This is a genomic window from Streptomyces sp. NPDC087440, from assembly GCF_044744005.1.
Classification (GTDB): Bacteria; Actinomycetota; Actinomycetes; order Streptomycetales; family Streptomycetaceae; genus Streptomyces.
This window is the reverse complement of the sequence record NZ_JBIUXN010000003.1, coordinates 313,097-331,764: the sequence shown is the minus strand read 5'-3', so window position 1 is coordinate 331,764 and position 18,668 is coordinate 313,097. Positions and strand designations below refer to the sequence as shown.

The 18,668-nt window shown below is 72.3% G+C and carries 15 protein-coding genes; 10 read left to right on the top strand and 5 right to left on the bottom strand.

Annotated features, from left to right (window positions below):
- The first annotated feature begins 46 nt into the window (after positions 1-46).
- Positions 47-865, top strand: coding sequence for an alpha/beta fold hydrolase (locus ACIO3O_RS09695; protein WP_401744062.1), 819 nt, complete (start codon positions 47-49; stop codon positions 863-865).
- On the opposite strand, the gene ACIO3O_RS09690 is transcribed toward ACIO3O_RS09695, so the two are convergent.
- Together ACIO3O_RS09690 and ACIO3O_RS09685 are read right to left on the bottom strand one after the other, a co-directional pair.
- The gene (locus tag ACIO3O_RS09690) at positions 840-2,390 is read right to left on the bottom strand and encodes a protein kinase (RefSeq protein ID WP_401744061.1); all 1,551 of its coding nucleotides are present in this window, start codon (positions 2,388-2,390) and stop codon (positions 840-842) included. The genes ACIO3O_RS09695 and ACIO3O_RS09690 overlap by 26 nt on opposite strands.
- Positions 2,391-2,446: 56 nt before the next feature.
- Positions 2,447-3,151, bottom strand: a complete 705-nt coding sequence (locus ACIO3O_RS09685; RefSeq protein ID WP_401744059.1) for a hypothetical protein — start codon at positions 3,149-3,151, stop codon at positions 2,447-2,449.
- A 226-nt stretch (positions 3,152-3,377) separates the two neighbouring features.
- Here ACIO3O_RS09685 and ACIO3O_RS09680 point away from each other — a divergent pair, with 226 nt between their 5' ends.
- The 4 genes from ACIO3O_RS09680 (at position 3,378) to ACIO3O_RS09665 (ending at position 6,500) form a co-directional block, all read left to right on the top strand.
- Entirely contained in the window at positions 3,378-4,049 is a 672-nt protein-coding gene (locus ACIO3O_RS09680; RefSeq protein WP_401744057.1) for a GntR family transcriptional regulator, read from the top strand.
- 101 nt (positions 4,050-4,150) lie between these two features.
- Complete coding sequence (locus tag ACIO3O_RS09675; protein ID WP_401744476.1) at positions 4,151-4,900, top strand: LamB/YcsF family protein; 750 nt, start codon at positions 4,151-4,153, stop codon at positions 4,898-4,900.
- Between the two features lie 59 nt (positions 4,901-4,959).
- A complete protein-coding gene (locus tag ACIO3O_RS09670) occupies positions 4,960-5,637 on the top strand; it encodes an allophanate hydrolase subunit 1 (protein ID WP_401744056.1) in 678 nt (225 codons plus the stop codon).
- Complete coding sequence (locus ACIO3O_RS09665) at positions 5,634-6,500, top strand: biotin-dependent carboxyltransferase family protein (RefSeq protein ID WP_401744054.1); 867 nt, start codon at positions 5,634-5,636, stop codon at positions 6,498-6,500. The genes ACIO3O_RS09670 and ACIO3O_RS09665 overlap by 4 nt, the downstream gene beginning before the upstream one ends.
- Positions 6,501-6,539: 39 nt before the next feature.
- Here the strand turns inward: ACIO3O_RS09665 and ACIO3O_RS09660 are convergent, their stop codons facing one another.
- Complete coding sequence (locus ACIO3O_RS09660) at positions 6,540-7,607, bottom strand: LuxR family transcriptional regulator (RefSeq protein WP_401744053.1); 1,068 nt, start codon at positions 7,605-7,607, stop codon at positions 6,540-6,542.
- 159 nt (positions 7,608-7,766) lie between these two features.
- Here ACIO3O_RS09660 and ACIO3O_RS09655 point away from each other — a divergent pair, with 159 nt between their 5' ends.
- The 5 genes from ACIO3O_RS09655 (at position 7,767) to ACIO3O_RS09635 (ending at position 10,170) form a co-directional block, all read left to right on the top strand.
- Positions 7,767-7,976: a hypothetical protein gene (locus ACIO3O_RS09655; protein ID WP_401744051.1), complete on the top strand. Its 210-nt coding sequence runs from the start codon at positions 7,767-7,769 to the stop codon at positions 7,974-7,976.
- A gap of 69 nt (positions 7,977-8,045) precedes the next feature.
- Positions 8,046-8,177, top strand: coding sequence for a hypothetical protein (locus ACIO3O_RS09650; protein WP_401744049.1), 132 nt, complete (start codon positions 8,046-8,048; stop codon positions 8,175-8,177).
- Between the two features lie 218 nt (positions 8,178-8,395).
- A complete protein-coding gene (locus tag ACIO3O_RS09645) occupies positions 8,396-8,917 on the top strand; it encodes a stress protein (RefSeq protein ID WP_401744047.1) in 522 nt (173 codons plus the stop codon).
- 51 nt (positions 8,918-8,968) lie between these two features.
- Entirely contained in the window at positions 8,969-9,484 is a 516-nt protein-coding gene (locus tag ACIO3O_RS09640; RefSeq protein WP_401744045.1) for a stress protein, read from the top strand.
- A gap of 182 nt (positions 9,485-9,666) precedes the next feature.
- Positions 9,667-10,170: a lamin tail domain-containing protein gene (locus ACIO3O_RS09635; RefSeq protein WP_401744044.1), complete on the top strand. Its 504-nt coding sequence runs from the start codon at positions 9,667-9,669 to the stop codon at positions 10,168-10,170.
- 77 nt (positions 10,171-10,247) lie between these two features.
- On the opposite strand, the gene ACIO3O_RS09630 is transcribed toward ACIO3O_RS09635, so the two are convergent.
- On the bottom strand, positions 10,248-16,193 hold the full coding sequence (locus tag ACIO3O_RS09630; protein ID WP_401744043.1) for a DUF5979 domain-containing protein: 5,946 nt from the start codon (positions 16,191-16,193) through the stop codon (positions 10,248-10,250).
- A 165-nt stretch (positions 16,194-16,358) separates the two neighbouring features.
- The gene (locus tag ACIO3O_RS09625; protein WP_401744041.1) at positions 16,359-18,524 is read right to left on the bottom strand and encodes a GTPase-associated protein 1-related protein; all 2,166 of its coding nucleotides are present in this window, start codon (positions 18,522-18,524) and stop codon (positions 16,359-16,361) included.
- Between the last annotated feature and the right edge of the window lie 144 nt (positions 18,525-18,668).

Genomic DNA, 18,668 nt, shown 5'->3' with positions numbered 1-18,668 from the left:
CGCCCGTACCCACTGAGGCCGCCAACGCCCCATAAGGAGGGCCGACATGCCCCACTTCCCGGCCTCGGACGGTGTCCGCATCGCCTACCAGGTCCAGGGCCGGGGAACGCCGCTGCTCCTCCTGGCGGGGCAGGCCAACAACCACCACTGGTGGGACGGCGTGCGCGACGACTTCTCCACGTCCCACACCACCATCACGCTCGACTACCGCGGTACCGGTGACAGCGACGCCCCACCAACGCCCTACAGCATCAGCCGGTTCGTCCAGGACGCATGCGGCGCCCTGGATGAACTCGGCGTGGGCCGGGCCCATGTGTACGGCACCTCCATGGGGGGACGCGTCGCCCAGGAACTCGCCGTCCGCCATCCGGACCGGGTGGGCGCACTCGTCCTCGGGTGCACGTCCCCCGGCGGCCCGCACGCCGTCGAACGCGGCGACGACGTACGACGCGCTCTGGCCGCGCAGGACCCCGCCGAGGCCCACCACGCCCTGCGGGAGTTGATGTACACCCCCGCGTGGCTGGCCGCGCACCCCGGCCCGTACCGGACCATGGGCGACCCGGGCATGCCCGCCCACGCCCGACGGGGCCACCTCACCGCGAGCAACCGGCACAACGCATGGGACGGCCTGCCCGGAATCCAAGCCCCCACGCTCGTCGTCCACGGCAGTGACGACCTCCTCAACCCCACGGCGAACGCCACGCTCCTCGCGGATCGCATCCCCGGCGCCCGGCTCCATGTCGTCCCCGGCGCCCGCCACGCCTATTTCGAAGAGTTCCGCGCCACCGCATCGCCCCTCGTCCGCGACTTCCTCGACGGCCGAGACAGCCGGGACAGCCTCAGGGGGTGTAGGCGTCGACCTTGAGGATCTTGACGGAGTCCTTCGGGGAGGCGCCCTTGTCCCGGGAGAACAGTGCCCGGTCCTTCGCGGTCGATCCAGGTCCGAGGTCGGACACGGTCGGCATGCTCTCGTCCGTCCTGTTGCCGGAGGAGTCGAGCGCTTCCACGTATACGGAGAAGGAGGCGCGCCTGTCGAGCAGGCTCTTGACCGTGACCTCGCACTCGAAAAGCTCGAAGTCGCCCACCGGCTCCTTGCAGGTCCCGACCCGCACTTCGGCGACCGGCTTGTCCGCGGGGCGGCCGTCGAGCACGTAGCGAACGTCGTCGTCCGCGGAGACCGGCTCCCCACCGGTCACCTTCGACGGCTCCGACGCCTCGCTCCGTACCCCCGCCTCCACCGTCTTCTCGATCACCGTCGTCACCCCCGGCTGCGGAGGACTGCTCTGCGCCGGTACGGACGACCCGCGGCCCGCGAGGTACCCGCCGCCTGCGGCCAGCAGCACGACCGCCGTGCCCGCCGCCCCGAGCAGGGTCAGCCGCCGCTTCCTGGCGTCGAGCCGGGCCCGCTCCCACGCGGGGTCCTCGGCCACGGTCGTCGTCGGCAGCACGGGCGGCATCGGCGGCATCGGGTGCGGCACCTGCCCTGCGACCACGGGTGCCGCCGCCACGGTCGGCGCCTCGTGCTGCGGCCCGGCGGTGCCCACGACGGTCGCTCCCGTTCCCCACAGCGGAGCGCTGCGGCGCAGCAGTTCCTCGGCGGTCGGCCGCTCCTCGGGCTCCTTGGCCAGGGCGTCCGCCACGAGCGGCCGCAGGGATTCCGGTACACCGGTGAGGTCGGGGTTCTCCTGAAGGATGCGGAAGGCCACAGCGTCGGGGGCCCCGGTGCCGAACGGCAGGGTGCCGGTGGCGGCGTAGGCCACCAGCGCACCCCAGGCGAAGACGTCCCCCTGCGGCCCGACCCGCTTGCCCCGGTACTGCTCGGGGCTCGACCAGCCCGCGCTGCCGGTCCACATGCCGGTGCGGGTCAGGCTCGTCTCGTCGAGGGCGTGGGCGATGCCGAAGTCGAGGACACGGGGGCCGTAGGGGCCGAGGATGACGTTGCCGGGCTTGAGGTCCCGGTGCGTGACACCGGCGGAGTGCACCGAGACCAGGGCCTGGGCGGCGCCGGCCGCGAAGCCGAACAGTGCACCGCCGGTCAGCGGGCCGTGGGTCGCGATGTGCTCGGCCAGAGTCGGCCCGGGAACGTACGCGGTGGCCAGCCACGGAGTCGCGGCGTCCGCGTCGGCGTTCAGCAGCGGAACCAGGAAGGGGCCGGTGGTCCGGCGCAGCAGTTCCACCTCGCGGCGGAAGCGCTCGCGGAACTGGCTGTCGCCCGCCAGCTCGGCCCGGATCACCTTGACCGCGACCCGGGTGCCGTCGGGGGCGAGCCCCGCGTGCACGACGCCCATGCCTCCGGCGCCGATGCGGCCGATGATCCGGTACGGCCCCACCGTCCTCGGGTCGCCCTTGGCGGCAGGAGTGATGGAGGTGGGTGGGGTGGGGCCCGGCATGGAAGATCCTCAGTAGATTCAGCGCAAAAGCCTGAAAAGAATACCGTATGGGCGAATTACCCGACTGTGTCCTGCGGGCGGTGGGGAGCGTCGGGCGGGTCCACCGGGGCGGCCGACGTGCGCGAGGCGTCCGGGGCGGGTTCGAGCAGGTCGGCGAAGCGGCCGTGGCGTGCCGCGTCGGAGTGGCGCCAGGCCGTCCAGGCGATGAGGCCGATCATGGCGAGGCCCCAGGCGAGGGCGGCAAGCATGTTGGACGTGGCGTCGGCCTGGTCGGGGGTGAGGGGTGCGAGTTCGCCCTCGGTGTCCTCGATGACGGTCACTGTGTGGCCGACGTCGTAGAGGTCGTCGGTGCTGGTGGGGTCGGGGCCGAGGACCCGGGTGCCGTCCAGCCGGTGCAGTACGTAGTGGTAGTAGCGGGTGCTGCGTCCCTGTTCGGGGTCGCGGCGTTCCGAGACGACCGTCGCCGTGATCTCCGTGCCGCGCTGCCGGAGGGTGAGGAGGTCGCGGGCGGTGTCGGCGTCGCGTATCACCCCGATCTGGCAGACCACGGTGAAGAGCATCGCCAGCGCGCTGGTTCTGCGGGCGCCCAGCTCGCGGAGGAGTACGGCGAACAGGGCTGCTCCGACCGTCCAGGCGGCGGCGAGGAGGACGGTGCTGGAGTTGCCCTTGAGGAGGAAGAGGCCCGCGGTGGTGGCGAGCGCGTAGCCGGAGACGACTGCGGCGCGGACGGGCTGATGCCGTGGAGGGGTGGAGGGTCGCATGGGATCACCTCTGGTCGTCCCGCTGGAGGGACTCGTCGCTGAAGTCCGTTACGGGGCAGTGGGGTTGGGATGTGTGTGCGATGCAATTAAGCAGTCTCGCACGGGGGTGGTGGGGTGCCGTGTGCATGGGGCGACGGGCCGGGAGGGAAGTAAGGTATTGCTCAACAATCGGGCGCCGGGTCGCCGCCCGGTGGGCGTGGCGGCGGTGAAGGATCGAGGAGGGGCCATGAAGCTTGGTGAAGGCGTGGATTCCGCCGTCGGAACCGCCCAGCGCGTGGCTTCCTCCCTGCGCGACCGCATTGCCGACGGCGGTCTGAGGCCCGGCGAGCAGCTTCCCGAGGCGGCGCTCGCCGAGGCGTACGGCGTCTCGCGCAACACGGTCCGCGAGGCGTTCCGGCTGCTGGTGCACGAGCGGCTGGTGGTGCACGAGTTCAACCGGGGTGTCTTTGTGCGGGTCCCGGGCCCCGAGGACATCGCCGACATCTACGCGGTGCGACTGGCGCTGGAGACGGCAGGTGTACGAGCCGCCGGTGCGGCCCCGCCCCGGCGCGTCGCCGAACTGCTCGGCGCGGTGGCCGACGGCGAGGCCGCCGCCGCGACCGGCGACTGGGGGCGCGTCGCCGACGCCGGAATCCGCTTTCACCGCGCGCTCGCCGCGCTGGCGGGCAGCCCGCGCACCGACGCCTGCATGAGCGCGATCCTCGCCGAACTCCGCGTGGTGTTCCAGGAGATGCCCTCCCCGGCGCACCTCCACGAACCCTTCGTCGGCCGCAACCGAGTCATCGCCGAACTGATCGGCGCCGGGGAACTCGACGCGGCGGAGCGGGAGTTGCAGGGGTACCTGGCCGACTCCCGTCAATTGATCCTCGACACCCTCACGACCCTCGCGGAGGTCTGACCATGAGCGATGCACCCGACACGGTCGAGCCGGTGACCGTGACCGTGGCCGATTCGGATTCGGATTCGGTCGATGCGGTTGATCCCGTCGAAGCGGTGGGGGTGATCGATCTGAACGCCGATCTCGGGGAGGGGTTCGGGCGGTGGACCCTCACCGACGACGAGGCCCTCCTGTCCGTCGTGACCAGTGCCAATGTCGCCTGCGGCTTCCACGCGGGCGACCCCGCGACCATGCGCCGGGTCTGCGAGCTGGCCGCCGAGCGCGGGGTGCGGATCGGCGCGCAGGTGTCGTACCGCGACCTGGCGGGCTTCGGGAGGCGGGCCATGGACGTTCCGCCGGAGGAGCTGGCTGCCGAAGTGGCGTACCAGGTCGGCGCGTTGGAGGTGTTCGCCCGTGCGGCAGGCTCCCGTGTCGCGTACGTCAAGCCGCACGGCGCGCTCTACAACCGCACCGTCCACGACGCCGAGCAGGCCGCTGCGGTCGTCGCCGGGGTGCGTCTCGCGGGCGGCTTCCCGGTCCTCGGGCTCCCCGGCTCGCAGCTTCTGGCGGCGGTCGCCGACGCCGAACTGGCCGCCGTGCCCGAGGCGTTCGCCGACCGGGCGTACACCGTGCAGGGGACGCTGGTCTCCCGGCGGGAGGCGGGGGCGGTGATCCACGACCCGGACGCGGTGGTCGCCCGTGCGCTGGCGATGGCGACGACCCACGAGGTCGTCGCCCTGACCGGTGAGAAGGTCCCGGTCCGGGCCCGTTCCCTGTGCCTGCACGGGGACACCCCGGGCGCGGCGGAACTGGCCGTCCGCGTCCGGGACGAACTGGTGCGTGCCGGTGTGGAGTTGGGGGCCTTCGCGTGAGCGGCGTGTCCGACGTGGGTGTGTGCGGTGGCGCACCCTCGCCCCTCCACGCCCTCCCCATGGGCCCCCATGCCCTCCTCGTCGAGCTGGACGACCTCGCGCACGCCCAGGCCCTCCACGCCGAGGTCCTCCGGCGGCGGGCCGCCGGTACGCTGCCCGCCGTGCGGGACGTCGTCCCGGCCGCGCGGACCGTGCTGCTCGACGGGGTCCAGGACCCGCGGGCGCTCGCCGCCGAGATCCGGACTTGGCGCATCCCGCCCCTCACCCCCGACGCGGGGCCGTTGATCGAGATCCCGGTGCGCTACGACGGGCCCGACCTGGCGGAGGTGGCGAGCCTCTGGGGCCTGCCGGTCGAGCAGGTCCCGGGCGTCCTCGGCGAGCTCGAACTCCGGGTCGCCTTCTGCGGGTTCGCCCCCGGCTTCGGATACCTCACCGGCCTGCCCGAGGCCCTCCACCTGCCCCGCCGCGCCACCCCGCGCACCGCCGTGCCCGCCGGGTCGGTCGCCCTCGCGGGGGAGTACGCGGGCGTCTACCCCCGTTCGTCCCCCGGCGGCTGGCAGCTCGTCGGGTCCACGGACGCCGTCCTCTGGGACCCCCGCCGCGAACCCGCCGCCCTGCTCGCCCCCGGCACCCGCGTCCGGCTCACACCCGAAACCTGCGACACCAGCGACGCCAGCGAAACCCGCGTCACCGGCGCCCCCCGCACCCCCCGCGTCACCGAGGAGCCCCGTACGTGAACACCGCCGCCCTCGATGTCGTACGGGCCGGGGCCCTCACCACCGTGCAGGACGAGGGGCGGCCCGGCCACGCCCATCTCGGGGTGCCGCGCTCGGGCGCCCTCGACGTGCACGCCCACCGGCTGGCCAACCGCCTCGTCGGCAACCCCGCCGACGCCGCCACCCTGGAGACCACCCTCGACGGGGTCGCCCTCCGCCCCCGCACCCCCGTCACGGTCGCCGTCACGGGCGCGCCCGCTCCGGTACGCGTCGACGGGCGCCCCGTGGCGTGGGGCTCCCCGGTGCGCGTCCCGGCCGGGGCCCTCCTGGACATCGGGCGGCCAACTGCGGGTATTCGTACGTACGTTGCCGTCGCGGGCGGCATCGACGTCGAACCCGTCCTCGGCAGCCGGGCCACCGACCTCCTCTCCGGCCTCGGCCCCGCCCCCCTCGCCCCCGGCACCGAAATCCCGCTGGGCCTACCGCACGTCACCCCGCCCGCCCCCGACGCGGCCCCCTGGCAGGCCCCACCCCGCGAACTCCTCCTGCCGCTCCTGCCCGGCCCCCGCCACGACTGGTTCACCCCCGAGTCGCTGCGCACACTCGCGGGGCCCGGCTACCGCGTCTCCCCGGCCGCCAACCGCATCGGCCTGCGCACCGAGGGGCCCACCCTCATCCGTATCAAGGAGGACGAACTCCCCAGCGAGGGAATGGTGTTGGGGGCCGTCCAGGTCCCTCCGGACGGGCTCCCGGTCGTCTTCCTCGCCGACCACCCGGTCACGGGCGGCTACCCCGTGATCGGAGTCGTCCCCGAGGAACACCTCGCCGCGGCCGCCCAGGCGGTCCCGGGCACCCCGATCCGCTTCGTCGTCCGGGACAGGTGAGAGGGCCCTCGGTGCGGGCCCCGGCGCAGACATCCGCCCTCAGCCGCCGCCCGGCCCCGAGCGGGAGGGCGGGGCGTCGGGCGGCGCCGAGACCGCAGGGTCCTGGGCGTGGGTGCGCAGGGCGAGCAGGTAGCCGGCCTGGAAGCGGCTTTCGGCACCGAGTTCGGCCATGAGTTCCGCGACGTGGCGTCTGCACGTGCGCAGCGACATGCCGAGGCGGCGGGCGATCACCTCGTCCTTCATGCCGCTCGCCAGGCTGCCCGCCAGCGAGGTGTGCAGCTGGAGCGCGGTCGCGGCGGAGTACGAGGCGGCGAAGGGTTCCGCGAGGTCCCAGGCGTGGGCGAAGACCGAACGCAGATAGGCCACCGCCGACGGCTCGCGCAGCACCACGGCCGCATCGGGGTTGTCCCACACCGGCAGGAACGCGATGGTGCCGTCGAAGACCAGCATCTTGTGGAACAGCTCCCCGAGCGTGCGCACCTCTCCGCCCGCCGCGACCACCGCCTGCACGTACTCCTGGGTGCTCGGGCTGTAACGGGCGGTGTGCTGATACAGCGTGTGCAGCCGCACACCCCGGCGCAGCAGGTCCAGATCGCGCGGCAGGGCCCGTTCCAGGTGTCCCGCCGGACGTCCGCCGCCCGGCTGCACCGTCAGGACCTCCTCGGTGCAGCGGGCCGCCGCGTCCCCGATCAGCAGCATGACCCGGTCGCGCGACGTGACGACCTCGATCGCGCCGGAGTCCGTGCTGCGCCGGGAGCTCTCCTCGTACAGGGGGATCAGTGCGCTCAGCCGTTGGCGGACCCGGGCGAGGTCCTCCAGGCGGCGGTGCAGGACGTGTTCCTCGGGGCCGAGCAGTTCGGCCGCGGCGGTGTACGGACTGACCGCCCGCCAGCGCGGCCCCGCGGCGTCCGGGTCGAGCGCCGCCAGACAGCGGCGCAGCAGCCCGGCGGCCAGTACCTCCGCCCGGTCCTCGGTCGTGCCGAGAGCCCCCGCGAGGGCGGCCGACGACTGCGGTCCGTGCTCCAACAGGTGCTGGTAGACCCGCAGTTCGTCGTCGGCGAGGTCGGATTCCCCGTCCGGCACACCCGGCGCAGGGGCGGTTCCCATGGTTATGTCCAAAATTTCCCCCTCCATTTCCTGCCACGCACGTTGTTGAGGGGCGACGCTTCTGGACCGTGAGTTCCGTGCGGGGGATTCTTGAGTCACCGGAAAGGAAAACCCGCCGGATTCTCCCCGGAGAATTCGAATCCCCCTCTGGAGGGCACCATGAAGAACCTCACCCGATTCCTCTGCGCCGCCGCACTGGCCGTCGGCATCGCCGGTGGAGCTACGGCGACCGCCTCGGCCCAGGCGGTGAGTGCGGCCTCCGTGACGGTCTCCGCGACGGCCTCCGTCGCGGACCCCTTCTGCCCGCCCGCCAAGCCGGGGGACACCGAGTGGAACACCCCGGCGACGCACTGCCCCGAGCCCCTCTAGCCACCGTACGACTCCCTGGAAATCGTGATGTCTCGCCAACGTCGAGGCCCCCGCCCAGGTCGGCGGCCGATGCTGCTGGTCCTGCTGTGCGCCGGATGCTGCGCCGTCCTGCTGGCCCGCCGGCTCGCCGCCACCCCGTACGAACGCGGTGCCCCCGGCCTGCGGACGGACGCGGCGGAGCACTTCCGCACCTCGTGGTGACGAAAGCGCGCGGAGCGGCCGCACCCCGAGAGCGGTGCCATTGAAGCAGTCGTACTCCAGGTAAGGGGAGAAGTCGGCGGGACAATGCCTGAATTCGGCCTGCGCCGGTCCTGAATTCGTCCCGCTCTTCCTTTCCGGCCTCCCTGAAGTCCCTGAACCCCGTGTGTACTCCCCGTCGAATTCACTCGACTCCGAAGAAGAATCGAAGGAGAAATGTCATGAGCATGAAGAGCAAGCGCATCGCCACCCTGGTCGTCAGCTCCGTCGTCGCCGCGGGCATCCTGCTGCCCTCCGCCGCCGCCCACGCCGCCGAGGCACCGGCACCCCGTCCCGCCGTCGCCCAGCACACGGCCCCCGGGGACATGACCATCCAGGGGGCCAAGGTCGACGTGGCCTCCGCGGTCCTCGACATCACCCAGAAGATCATCAACATCGTCACCGACGCCATCGAGCGCAAGCAGAACCGCGAGGGCTACGTGAAGAGCCTCATGGAGGGCTCCTTCTACCAGGCCGGCGAGCGCTACAACGTGATGGTCATCAACAACAGCGTCCGCCACTCCACCAACCTCCGCGGCGTGGTGTACGACGCGAAGGTCAGCGGTATCCACGGCACCTACCGCGTCCTGGTCTTCGAGTCCGGCGACTTCGCCAACCACGGCGACGGCGGCTGGATCAACTGGGCCTTCCGCGGCTGGTTCGACCGCAACGGCGGCAACGTGACCTTCCACCGGTCCTGGTAGCCCCCTCCCTCCCATCCCCCCGCTTTCCCTTCCTCTTCAAGGAGTTCCGTCATGCGCCGTCCCACCGCTCTCGCCACCCTCGCCCTGACCGCCCTCGCCTTCACCGGAACCGCAGTACTCCCCGCCCACGCCTCCGAGCGCCCCGCCGCCGTCAGCAGCGTCGCCCCACAGGCGGACGCGTCCGGCAAGGCCGCGATCCAGGGCAAGGGGGTCACGGTCACCGTCTCCGCAGACAAGCTCGGCTCGGGCAACGCCGTCGCCGAGGCCCTCAGAGGCATCAACACCGACGACCGAGGGAGCTTCGTCCAGCAGGCCGTGGAGAAGGCCTTCAACGCATCGGGCGGCCGGCACAACGTCATGCTGTTCAACCTGAGCCAGGGCTACGACGACCGCTTCTCGAACGTCAAGATCTACGCGAACGTCAAGTGGGGCAACATCTACTACGGTCTGTGGATCTTCGAGAACGGCGAATTCACGAACACCGGTGACGGCGGCTGGATCAACTGGGGCATGTACGGCTGGTTCGAACGCAACGGCGGTCACGTGAAGTTCAACCGCTCCTGGTGACAACTCCCGCCTGAACCAGGGCAGTCGAATGGCCCCGCGCTCCGGACGCCGGAGTTGCGGGGCCTTCGGCGCGGACTCGGACGGAGGTCGCGATTCGGTGAACACGCCACTGGGGCGGGGGCCGGTGGTGGCATATTCTCCAGAAGTCCACAAAGTGTGGATCTTGTGAATGGGGGTTGTGCATGCTTCGCAAGAACGGCGTACGGATGGCCGTCCCGGTGGCCGCCGGGGTGGTCGGGCTTCTCGTTGGTGCGGTCGCGCCGGCGGCTGCCGCGCCGAAGCACCAGGGGGGTGTCCACTTCGGGTTCATCCAGTACAACGGGCCCGGCGCGGACAAGGGATCGAACGCGAGCCGGAACTCCGAGTTCGTCCAGATCCACAACGCGGGCCGCTCGGCCGTCCAGCTCCAGGGCTACAAGGTCCGTGACAAGAACGGCTGGACGTACACCTTCCGCTCGCTGAAGATCGGCGCGGGCAAGACGGTGACGCTCCGCACCGGCAGCGGGCGCAACACGTCCACCAACGTGTACTGGGACCACCGGTACCGGGGGCGGGCCGCCTACGTCTGGAACAACAGCGGCAAGGAGACGGCGACCCTGTACAACGCCAAGGGCAAGAGCGTCGACTCCTGCTCTTGGAAGGGCAAGGGGCATGCCTCCAAGGCCGAGAGCGTGAACTGTCACTGAGGTCAGCCGACGGCGACAAGGTCCCGCCCCCGTACCGGTCGAACCGGTGCGGGGGCGGGACCCGTTTTGGCCTGGTGTCACCCCTTCGGCTTCACCGGCTTCGACGGGAAGGTGTTGGTGACGCGCACCCACGCGTCGCCCTTGGCGCGGACGACTCCGTCGGTGGCTCCGCCCGGGGTGCCCGGGTCGGAGTCGCGGACCGTCACCTTCGCGCGGGGCGGCACGTTCGTCTCCCGGGCGGAGCAGATCGAGCCTTCCGGCACGGTGAAGGTCCGGCTGCGGCCGGGCTGGAGGGTGAAGTCCACGTTCAGGAACGGGACCCGGGACCCCGGCGCCGTGCACGTGGCCCGGAAGGAGAACGGGCCGGGGCCGTTGCCCACCACCTGCTTGGAGACCGTGAAGCGGGCCTTGGCCGGCGGCGGCTTCGGGGTGAAGGTGTTGGTCGCCGTGATGGTCAGGGCGGGGGAGTCCTTGCCGCCGACGACGACCGCCTTCGCCGGGGTGTCGTGGTCGACCACCGAGCGCGTCGCCCCGCCGTTGTCCGGCTCCGTCGCCCAGCAGCGGGTGCCCTGCGGGAGCGGGAAGCCGAGGTCGTCGACCTCGCGGGAGCCCGCCGCCGGGAAGGTGTAGCGGCGGCGGTCCACCAGGAGGAGGTCCTTGCCGTCCTTGGTGCGCAGGGTGCAGGAGAGGGCGAGGGTGAAGGGGCGGCCCGCGGGGGTGCCGATGACCTTCTTGGCGAGGCGGAGCGTGCCCGTCTCGTACGTGTTCTTCGCGGTGATCGTCACCTCCGGGGCGTCCTTCGTGACGACGACCGCACTGCCGTGACTGCCGTGGTCGACGTCCGTGTGCGTCGCGCCGCCGTCGCTCATCTCCTCGGCCCAGCAGCGCGCGCCGATCGGCAGGTCGCCCGGGACCTTCAGCGTCTCGCCCGCCTTCACGGTGAAGCGCTTGCGGATCACGAACGCGACCACCGGATCGCCGTCCGGGCTCTCCGCCTCACGGATGCAGGTGACGCGGAACTCGTACCCCTGCGCGTACGGAGCGGACGCCGGGGCACCCTCGATCTCCTTGCGGAGGGTGAGGTGGCCCAGCGAGAAGGTGTTGGTGAAGTCCACGGCCGCCGTGGGGACGGGGCCGCCCTGGGTGATGGTGATCGGGCCGACCGGCGGCGGAGTGTCGTCCGCGCCCGCCGGGTCGATCTCCTCGACCGTGCACTGTGCGCCGACCGGAATGTCGTCGACCTGGCCGGTGAGACCCGGCGCGCGGGCCGTCACCGTACGGGAGACGGCGTTCTCCTTGCCGTTGAAGGAGCACAGGACCCGGAAGCGGAAGGTCCGGTCGGCGAAGGCGGTGCCCGCGCCGCGGACCTGCTTGACGACCCGGAGGGAGCCGGTCGGGAAGTCGTTGGTGACCGTCAGGCCCGCCGTCTTGTCCGGCACCGAGCCGATCACGGCCTCCGTGTCGGAGGACGAGTCGGTCGCCTTGATCTCCACCGCGTTCGCCCCGCCCCGGTCCGGTTCGGTCGCCGTGCAGCGGCTGCCGTTCGGCAGCCCGTCGAGCGGGGTCTCGCCGTCGCCGTGGAAGACCAGGTCCTTGGGGAAGCCGGGCAGCGGCTGACCACGGAAGGTGCAGTCCACGCGCACGGTGAAGGGGCCCTGCTGGAACTCGTCGGCCGCCGCTCCCGTCGTCCTCTTGCGGACCTTGAGGGCCGCGTTCACATAGGTGTTGGTGATCTCGATGTGCTCGCCGCGCTCGTCGGGCGTCGCCGGGGTGATGATCACGACCTGTGCGTTCGCCGCGCCCATCCGGTTGCTCTTGAAGCCGTTCGTGGTGATCTCCCAGACCTCGCAGCGCGCCCCCGCGGGCACACCGACCAGCGACATCGGGGTGTACGGGGTGAACTCGAAGACGCCCTCGCGGACGACCTGCGGAGTACCGCCCTCCGGCGTCACCGTGCAGCGGTAACCCGCCTTGTACGGGCCGAGGGTGATGCCCTCCGGAGGGTTGACCTCGATCTTGTCGACGCGCAGGTTGCCGAACCGCATCCCGACGCCGACCTTCGGCGGCTCGGTGGTCGGCAGGTCCGTCTTGCGGCCGTTCTGGATGACCGTCTCGGAGTGCGCGAAGGAGTTCCAGGCGACGGCCGGGTTGCCGGGCCGGTCCAGGTCGACGGGCGACGACATCGGCATGGTCACGAACACCTCGCCGCCGGGCGGCAGTTCGGTGTTGAAGGTGACCCGCATCTCCACGCCGGTCGCCTCCGGAGTGTGCCCGGCCTTCCAGTCCGCCTTGGCGCAGTCGCGGCGCGGGGTGGCGATCAGGTCGGAGCAGGGGTTGGTGACGGTGGCGTACTTGGTGTCCAGGGTGCCCGGGCCGGTCAGCCGCGGTGCGCCGGTCAGACGCGGGCGCGGGCTCCACTGGGTGTCGCGGCTCTGGTTGCCGAGCAGCACACCGGTGTCACCCAGATAGGGGAACACGTCCAGCAGCCGTACCTCGGTCGTCGCGTCCGTACCGGAGTTGACGGCCCGCAGCAGGTACTCGAAGTTCTCGCCGGGCTGCACGAGGGCGATGCACGGGTACTGGGTGTGCGTCTTGCCGCCCTGCTTCAGCACCGGGCATTCGGGCGAGCCGATGCCGACGTACTTCTTGGTGACCGTGTTGTAGAAGCCGAGGTCGGGGTTGCCCGCGACCCACTTGCTCGCCTCGAAGGCGGTGCCGGGCAGGGTGGTGATCTCGGCGAAGGTGGTGCAGAAGCGGCCCTTGCCGTAGTGCGTCTCGTCGTCCACGCGCTCGTCGTCGCGCGGTGAGTTCTTCAGGCACTCCAGGTCCTTGTTGACCTCCGAGCCCGCACCGAACCAGTTCTGCACGACGGAGTCGCCGGGCACGCCCGGAGCCAGCTTGACCTGGTACGTCACCTTGATCTCCGCGCCCGGCAGCATCGCCCAGTCCGGGAAGCGCCAGCGCAGGTGGGTGATCCGGCCGCTGGAGTCGCGGGTCGGCTCGTACACCGGAGCGGGCGGTTCCGGCGTACCGGCCGGGACCTTGAAGGTGACCCGGAACGGCAGCCCCCGGTCGCCCGCGTACGCCTCGTCGAAGCGCAGCAGCTCCGGCATCGGGTCGGCGATGACCAGGGAGTTCACCGCGCCGGTGCCGTTGTTGCGGACGGTGAGAGTGAAGGGGGCCGTCTCACCGGGTCCGATGCGCGAGTCGGGACCCTTCTGCACGTCCAGCCTGCCGCGCCCCTCCTGCACCTTCAGCGTCGCGGTGCTGTCCCCGAACGGGAACGTGCCGCCCGGCGGCTGGAGCCGGCTCGACCCCTCGGCCTTCGCGGTGTCGGAGAGCGTCTCGGGGATGGGGGTGCCGGGCGCCGAGCGCAGGTCCTGCCGGGCGGAGACCTTGAAGCAGATGATGTTCGGGCAGGCGCCGCGCCGCTGCGGGGGGCCGGGGACCAGCACGTACTCGCCACTGGAGTGCGAGAACGTGAACCGCAGGCCCTGCACGTCGGCCGCGTTGACACCGGCGGGCAGCCCGGGAGTGGTGGAGCCGGTCACCGTGCCGTTGACGAACGTCGGGGACGGCCCGCCGCACGCCGAGGTGCACGCGTCGACGCGCACCTGGTCGGCCCCCGGCGGGAAGGTCACACCGGTGATGCGGACGAAGTCGGCGGCGTCGAAGAAGTCGGCGTCGACGTCGGTGACGACGATCTCCTTGAGGTTGATGTTGCCGGTGTTGCGCACCTCAAGGCGTACGTCGGGCTCCTGGCGGGTGACACCGGGAAGGGTCTTGGCGACCACCGAGGGCGAGATCGTCTTCTGGATGGACCCGCCGCTGCGGGCGGGCTTGGTGACGTTCTCCTCGCCCGTGCAGACGTTGCCGCCGACCACCCGGCCGCCCGAGGTGATCTGCGCGCAGTTGCGGAAGGTGACGTCCTCGCCGACGCCGGGCCTGCGCTCGGCGACCACGTCGACCATGATCCGGCCGTTCGGCGGCAGGCTGCCGTTCGCCAGCCGGGCCCGGACGCCCTTCGCGCGGGTCAGCAGGGCGGTGTCGGCCGCGTCGTACGCGACCCACTGGGCGGCGGTCGGGTCGTACACCTCAAGGAGCACCGGGAGACCGGACGGTTCCCGGTAGCGGATCTTCAGCTCGGTCAGGCGCAGGACGTCGAAGGGGTTGCCGGCGGCGGTCGGGTCGCCCGGGTCGGTGATGGCGGGCTTGTCCATCGCCGTCGTGCCCGCGTTGGCGAGGTCGAGGGTGAAGGTCACCGGGGTGTCCGGCGGGATCTCCGTCTTGTCCGCCGACTTGGAGGCGCGGATGTCGTCGCGCGGGTTCTGCGGGCGCAGGCTCTGGCAGGCGGTGCCGGAGCCGGAGCCCGAACCGTCGACGGGGTTGGTGGCGGAGACGTCCACGCAGTTGGCGACGCCGTCGACGGCGTCCTGGGCGACGGCCTTGTCGTTGAGGATGCCGTGGATGGCGAGGCGGCCGATGGCGTTGGGCGCGATGCTGCCGCTGCCCTTGGCGTCCGTGCCGCGGAAGGTGATCGAGAACTGCTTCGGCGGGCTGCCCGCCGGACAGCCGGTGTTGGGGAAGCCCTGCTGGGCGGGGGTCGGGGTGAGCTGGAGCGGGGCGGGCCTGGAGCCGTCCCGGCAGACGACGCTCAGCGTGCCCGAGGTCGCTCCGGCCGGGAACTCCACCGCCATCTTCGACGCGTCGAACTTGTCGAACTCGCTGACCGCCGAGGTCGAGGGCTCGGTGATGGTGAGGGTCGCGACCGGGAAGGAGGCGGTGTTGCGGGCCCCGACGACCATCGTCACGGGCGGCTTCGTCCCGATGATCGCGGTCCCGTCCTCCCGGTAGTTGCCGTCGGTGTCGGAGTAGTAGTTCTTGGTGCCCTGCACGGTGGCGATGTTCGGCAGGATGTCGTGGTTGGCGCAGGCCTCGGGGCCGTTCACCCAGCCGACGCTGGAGTCACGGGCGCTCACCGAGGCGCAGTTGCGCACCTGCTGACGGGTCGTCGGGGCCAGCGGCTGACCGGTCGACCGTACGGTGTCGCGCAGCTTGACGTGCAGGGCGACCTGACCGCCGGTCGCGTCGTACGGGAGCTTCGCCCCGGAGGCGGCGGTGAACTCGAACCTGACGCCGGTGATGCGCTCGGGGGCGACGCCGGGCGGCAGCGGCACGCCGGGGCCCGGGACGGTCGGCCCGGCCACGAACTCACCCGGTGCACAAGGGGTGTTGGTCGGCTTGGTGCACACCAGCACGCGCACCCGGTCGGCCCCCGCCGGGAACCGGTCGACCGGGCCGACCGCCCGCACGTCGAAGTGCTCGTACGTCGCCGGGGTGGTGTCCCCGACCGTCAGCGCGGTCACGTCGGCCGAGGTCGAGGAGCCGTTCCGGACGCCCAGCGTGATCGTGGAATGGTCGCCGGACTGGGCGACGGTCGAGCTGTGCGACCACTTCTTGGTGGTGGCGGGACGCACGATGCGCGGGATGCGGACGGTGACCTCGGCGGAGGAGGACGCCGGGTCGGCGTTGTCGGCGTCGATCGTCGCGGTGTTCGGGATCTTCGCGCCGTCGGTGAGCGTCGTCTCGGCGGGCACCCGCATGCCGATCGACACCTCGCGGCTGACCCCGGCGGGCAGCCCCGTGGACCCGGCGGGCGCGGGCGGGCTGGGCAGCGGCTCGGCGAAGACGATGCGCAGCTTCCGGGTGGCCGCGTCGTACGAGACCGTACGGGTGTCGGTCGACTTCGGCAGCGAGGTGATGTCGAAGTCGGCGGGCAGCACGTCCTCGACCACCGGGTTCACGCAGGCGGTGGTGAGGGAGGAGCAGGAGGCGGTCAGCGTGTACGAGAACACGCCGCCCGGTTCCAGCGGCATCGTCGCGCCGGTGACCCGTTTGGTGATCCCGACGTCGGCCTCGGCCGCGCGTGCGGCGGCGTCGGGGGCGGTGGCGCCCAGGGTGCCCGCCACCAGTGACAGCAGGACGGCCGTGGCAGGCCCGCTCCGCATGATCCGTTCCCGCACGTGTGCTCCTCGGGGGTGTCGACAGTTCTCGACAATCCGACGAAGAGTCACATAAGGGATGGTTTGTCATACTTATCTGCGGGGCGGCGGGGGTGTGTCGTGCCCGATTGGCGGTACGGGGCGCACGTCGCCGGTGGGCGGGTGCGCCCCGAGCGGTTCCTGTCGCTACCGCCGCCCGAAGCGCCGGGCGAGGCGGCCCAGCGTCCCGCCCGGCTTGTGCCAGGCGCGGAAGTCCGAGGCGTGGGTACCGCCCGAGCGGTCCAAGTGGTCCAGCAGGGAGGCGACCTCACGGCTCGTCATGTGCTGGAGCGCCGGGCGCAGGACCTCCTCCAGCAGGGCTGCCCGGGTGTCGTCCCACACGCGGCTCGCCCCCGTGTGCGACGTCCACGCCACGAAGCAGTCCGCCGCGTAGGAGGGGGTCGTGCGCAGCCGGTCCAGGAGGGGGGCGGTGCGGGCCACCGTCCCGTACGCGCCGATCAGGTCCGGGTCCCCCGAGCGGGCCAGGGCGGAGAGCTCGCCCACCGGTCGCTGCTCCGAGAGGAGGTCCCGGGCGACGAGCCCGAACGTCCGCCGGAGGACCGGTGGTTCGACCGGGTGCGCCGCCGAGCGCAGGGTCAGGGCGGTGGCCACCGGGCCCGCGCCCGCCCGCCCCTCGGCGAGGGACTCCGCGAACTCCAGCATCCGCAGCGCGCCCAGCTGCCGGGCGTCGATCTCGTGCGGGAAGCAGCGGATCAGGTCGGCGGCGAGCGGGGTGACGTCGGGGTCGTCGGCGGGACCTTCGAGCGCGGCCCGGATCAGCTCCGGGTGGGTCCCCGCCGTGCGGTGCGCGTCCGAGCCGGTCTCGCCCAGGATCCAGCGGGCCTCCTGGGGGGTGGGCAGGAGGTTCTCCGGCCACACCAGCCGGAAGCCGGTGCGCAGGACGAGGGGCTCGATCATGGGTGACACCCCGGCGGCCCGCAGCACCGTGTGCAGCGTGGAGTCCCGGTCCTCGGCGGAACCCTGCCGGGACGCCCCCGGCAGCGGGTACGCGGCGCACATCCGCAGGTGCGGCAGCCCGTCGGGCACGCCTCGCACCAGGTCGGCGGTGTGCAGCAGCCGCACCACCGAGAAGGGGTTGTCGGGCGCCAAGTCATTGAGGTGTACGAGGAGTTGGGCGTGCAGTACCGCGTGACGGTCGAGCGCCTCCCGGACCGCCGCGCTGCGGGCCCGCTCGGGGTCGGCGAGCAGCTCGTGGGCGAGCTGGCGGGCCAGTTCCGGCACAGCCGTCGGGTTGTCGTCCTCGGCCGCGAAGAGCGCCGCCAGCGGGGCCAGGATCTCGGTGGGCACCTTCCCGTCGACGCGCTCGGCGAGCCGTGCCAGGGCGTCGAGTTCACCGTCGGGGCGCGAGCCCGGGACCGGCGCGCACAGGGCCCCGATCAGGGTCGGCCAGTCGGACGCCGAGAGGCCGTCCGCGTGCTGCTCGGCCCACGCGGCGGCGGCCGTACGGCCCAGCGAGTCCAGCGGCACCCCGGCGCTCAGCGCCGTCGCGGCGAGCGGGCCCTCCTCGAACTCGCCGTCGGTCAGCGAGGGTTGGGCCGCCGCCCGCTTGAACAGCTCGGGGCGGCCCGCCAGCCACACCTGCGCGGCCACCGCGGCCCACGCGTCGCCGGGCGGGCCCGAGGTCGTGGCGGAGGACCCGGAGTCGGCCCGGTGGACGCGGAAGCCCGCCGCCGGGAAGACCACGTCGGGGGAGGTGCCGATGATCTGCTGGAGCGCGTGCTCCGGGCGTTCGGCGTACGTCGTGAAGGTCAGCCCGTGTGCGTGCTCGCGGGGCAGGGCCGCGCCCACCACGGCCACCCAGCGTGCGATGTCCGCGGGGTCCTCCTCCACCAGGACGACCGGCTGCGCGCCCGGGTCCTCGCACAGGGCGCGCACGTCGGCCAGTACGCCCGCCAGCCGCGCCCCGCACGCCGCCGCGAACTCCGCGAGCCCCTCCCGGTCGAAGAACCCGGCGGCCGGAGTGAGCAGGTCCAGCGGCTCCGGCGTGCTCCCCGGCGCGGGCGCGACGGGCGCCCAGCGCGGCGAGTCCCACGCGGTGACGGGCAGCGCGCCGCCGGGCAGCCGGTCCCCGGCGGGCAGATGGACGGCGTGGGTGTGCGCGCCGCCGGTCTCCGGGTCCGTCGTCGTACGGCTCAACAGGCGGCTGCCGTCGGAGAGTTGGGTGAGGGAGAAGGCCTGCGCGGGGAACGCGGCGAGGACCTCCTCCGCCTCGTCGAGCAGGTCGCGGGGGACGTCGGGGCTGACCGCCGTGAACCCGGCGGCCGAGGTGTAGTGAAGCTGGGCCAGGCTCATGCGGGTCGCTCGCTCCCTTGGTGCGGTGGGTGGGACGACGGGGGTGTCGTGCCGGGCGTACCTCGACAGGGACGTCGTGCTGGGGGGCACGGGGCCGATGGCGGGCACCTCCAAGATCACTCGTCCCTGCGACGGACCCATACC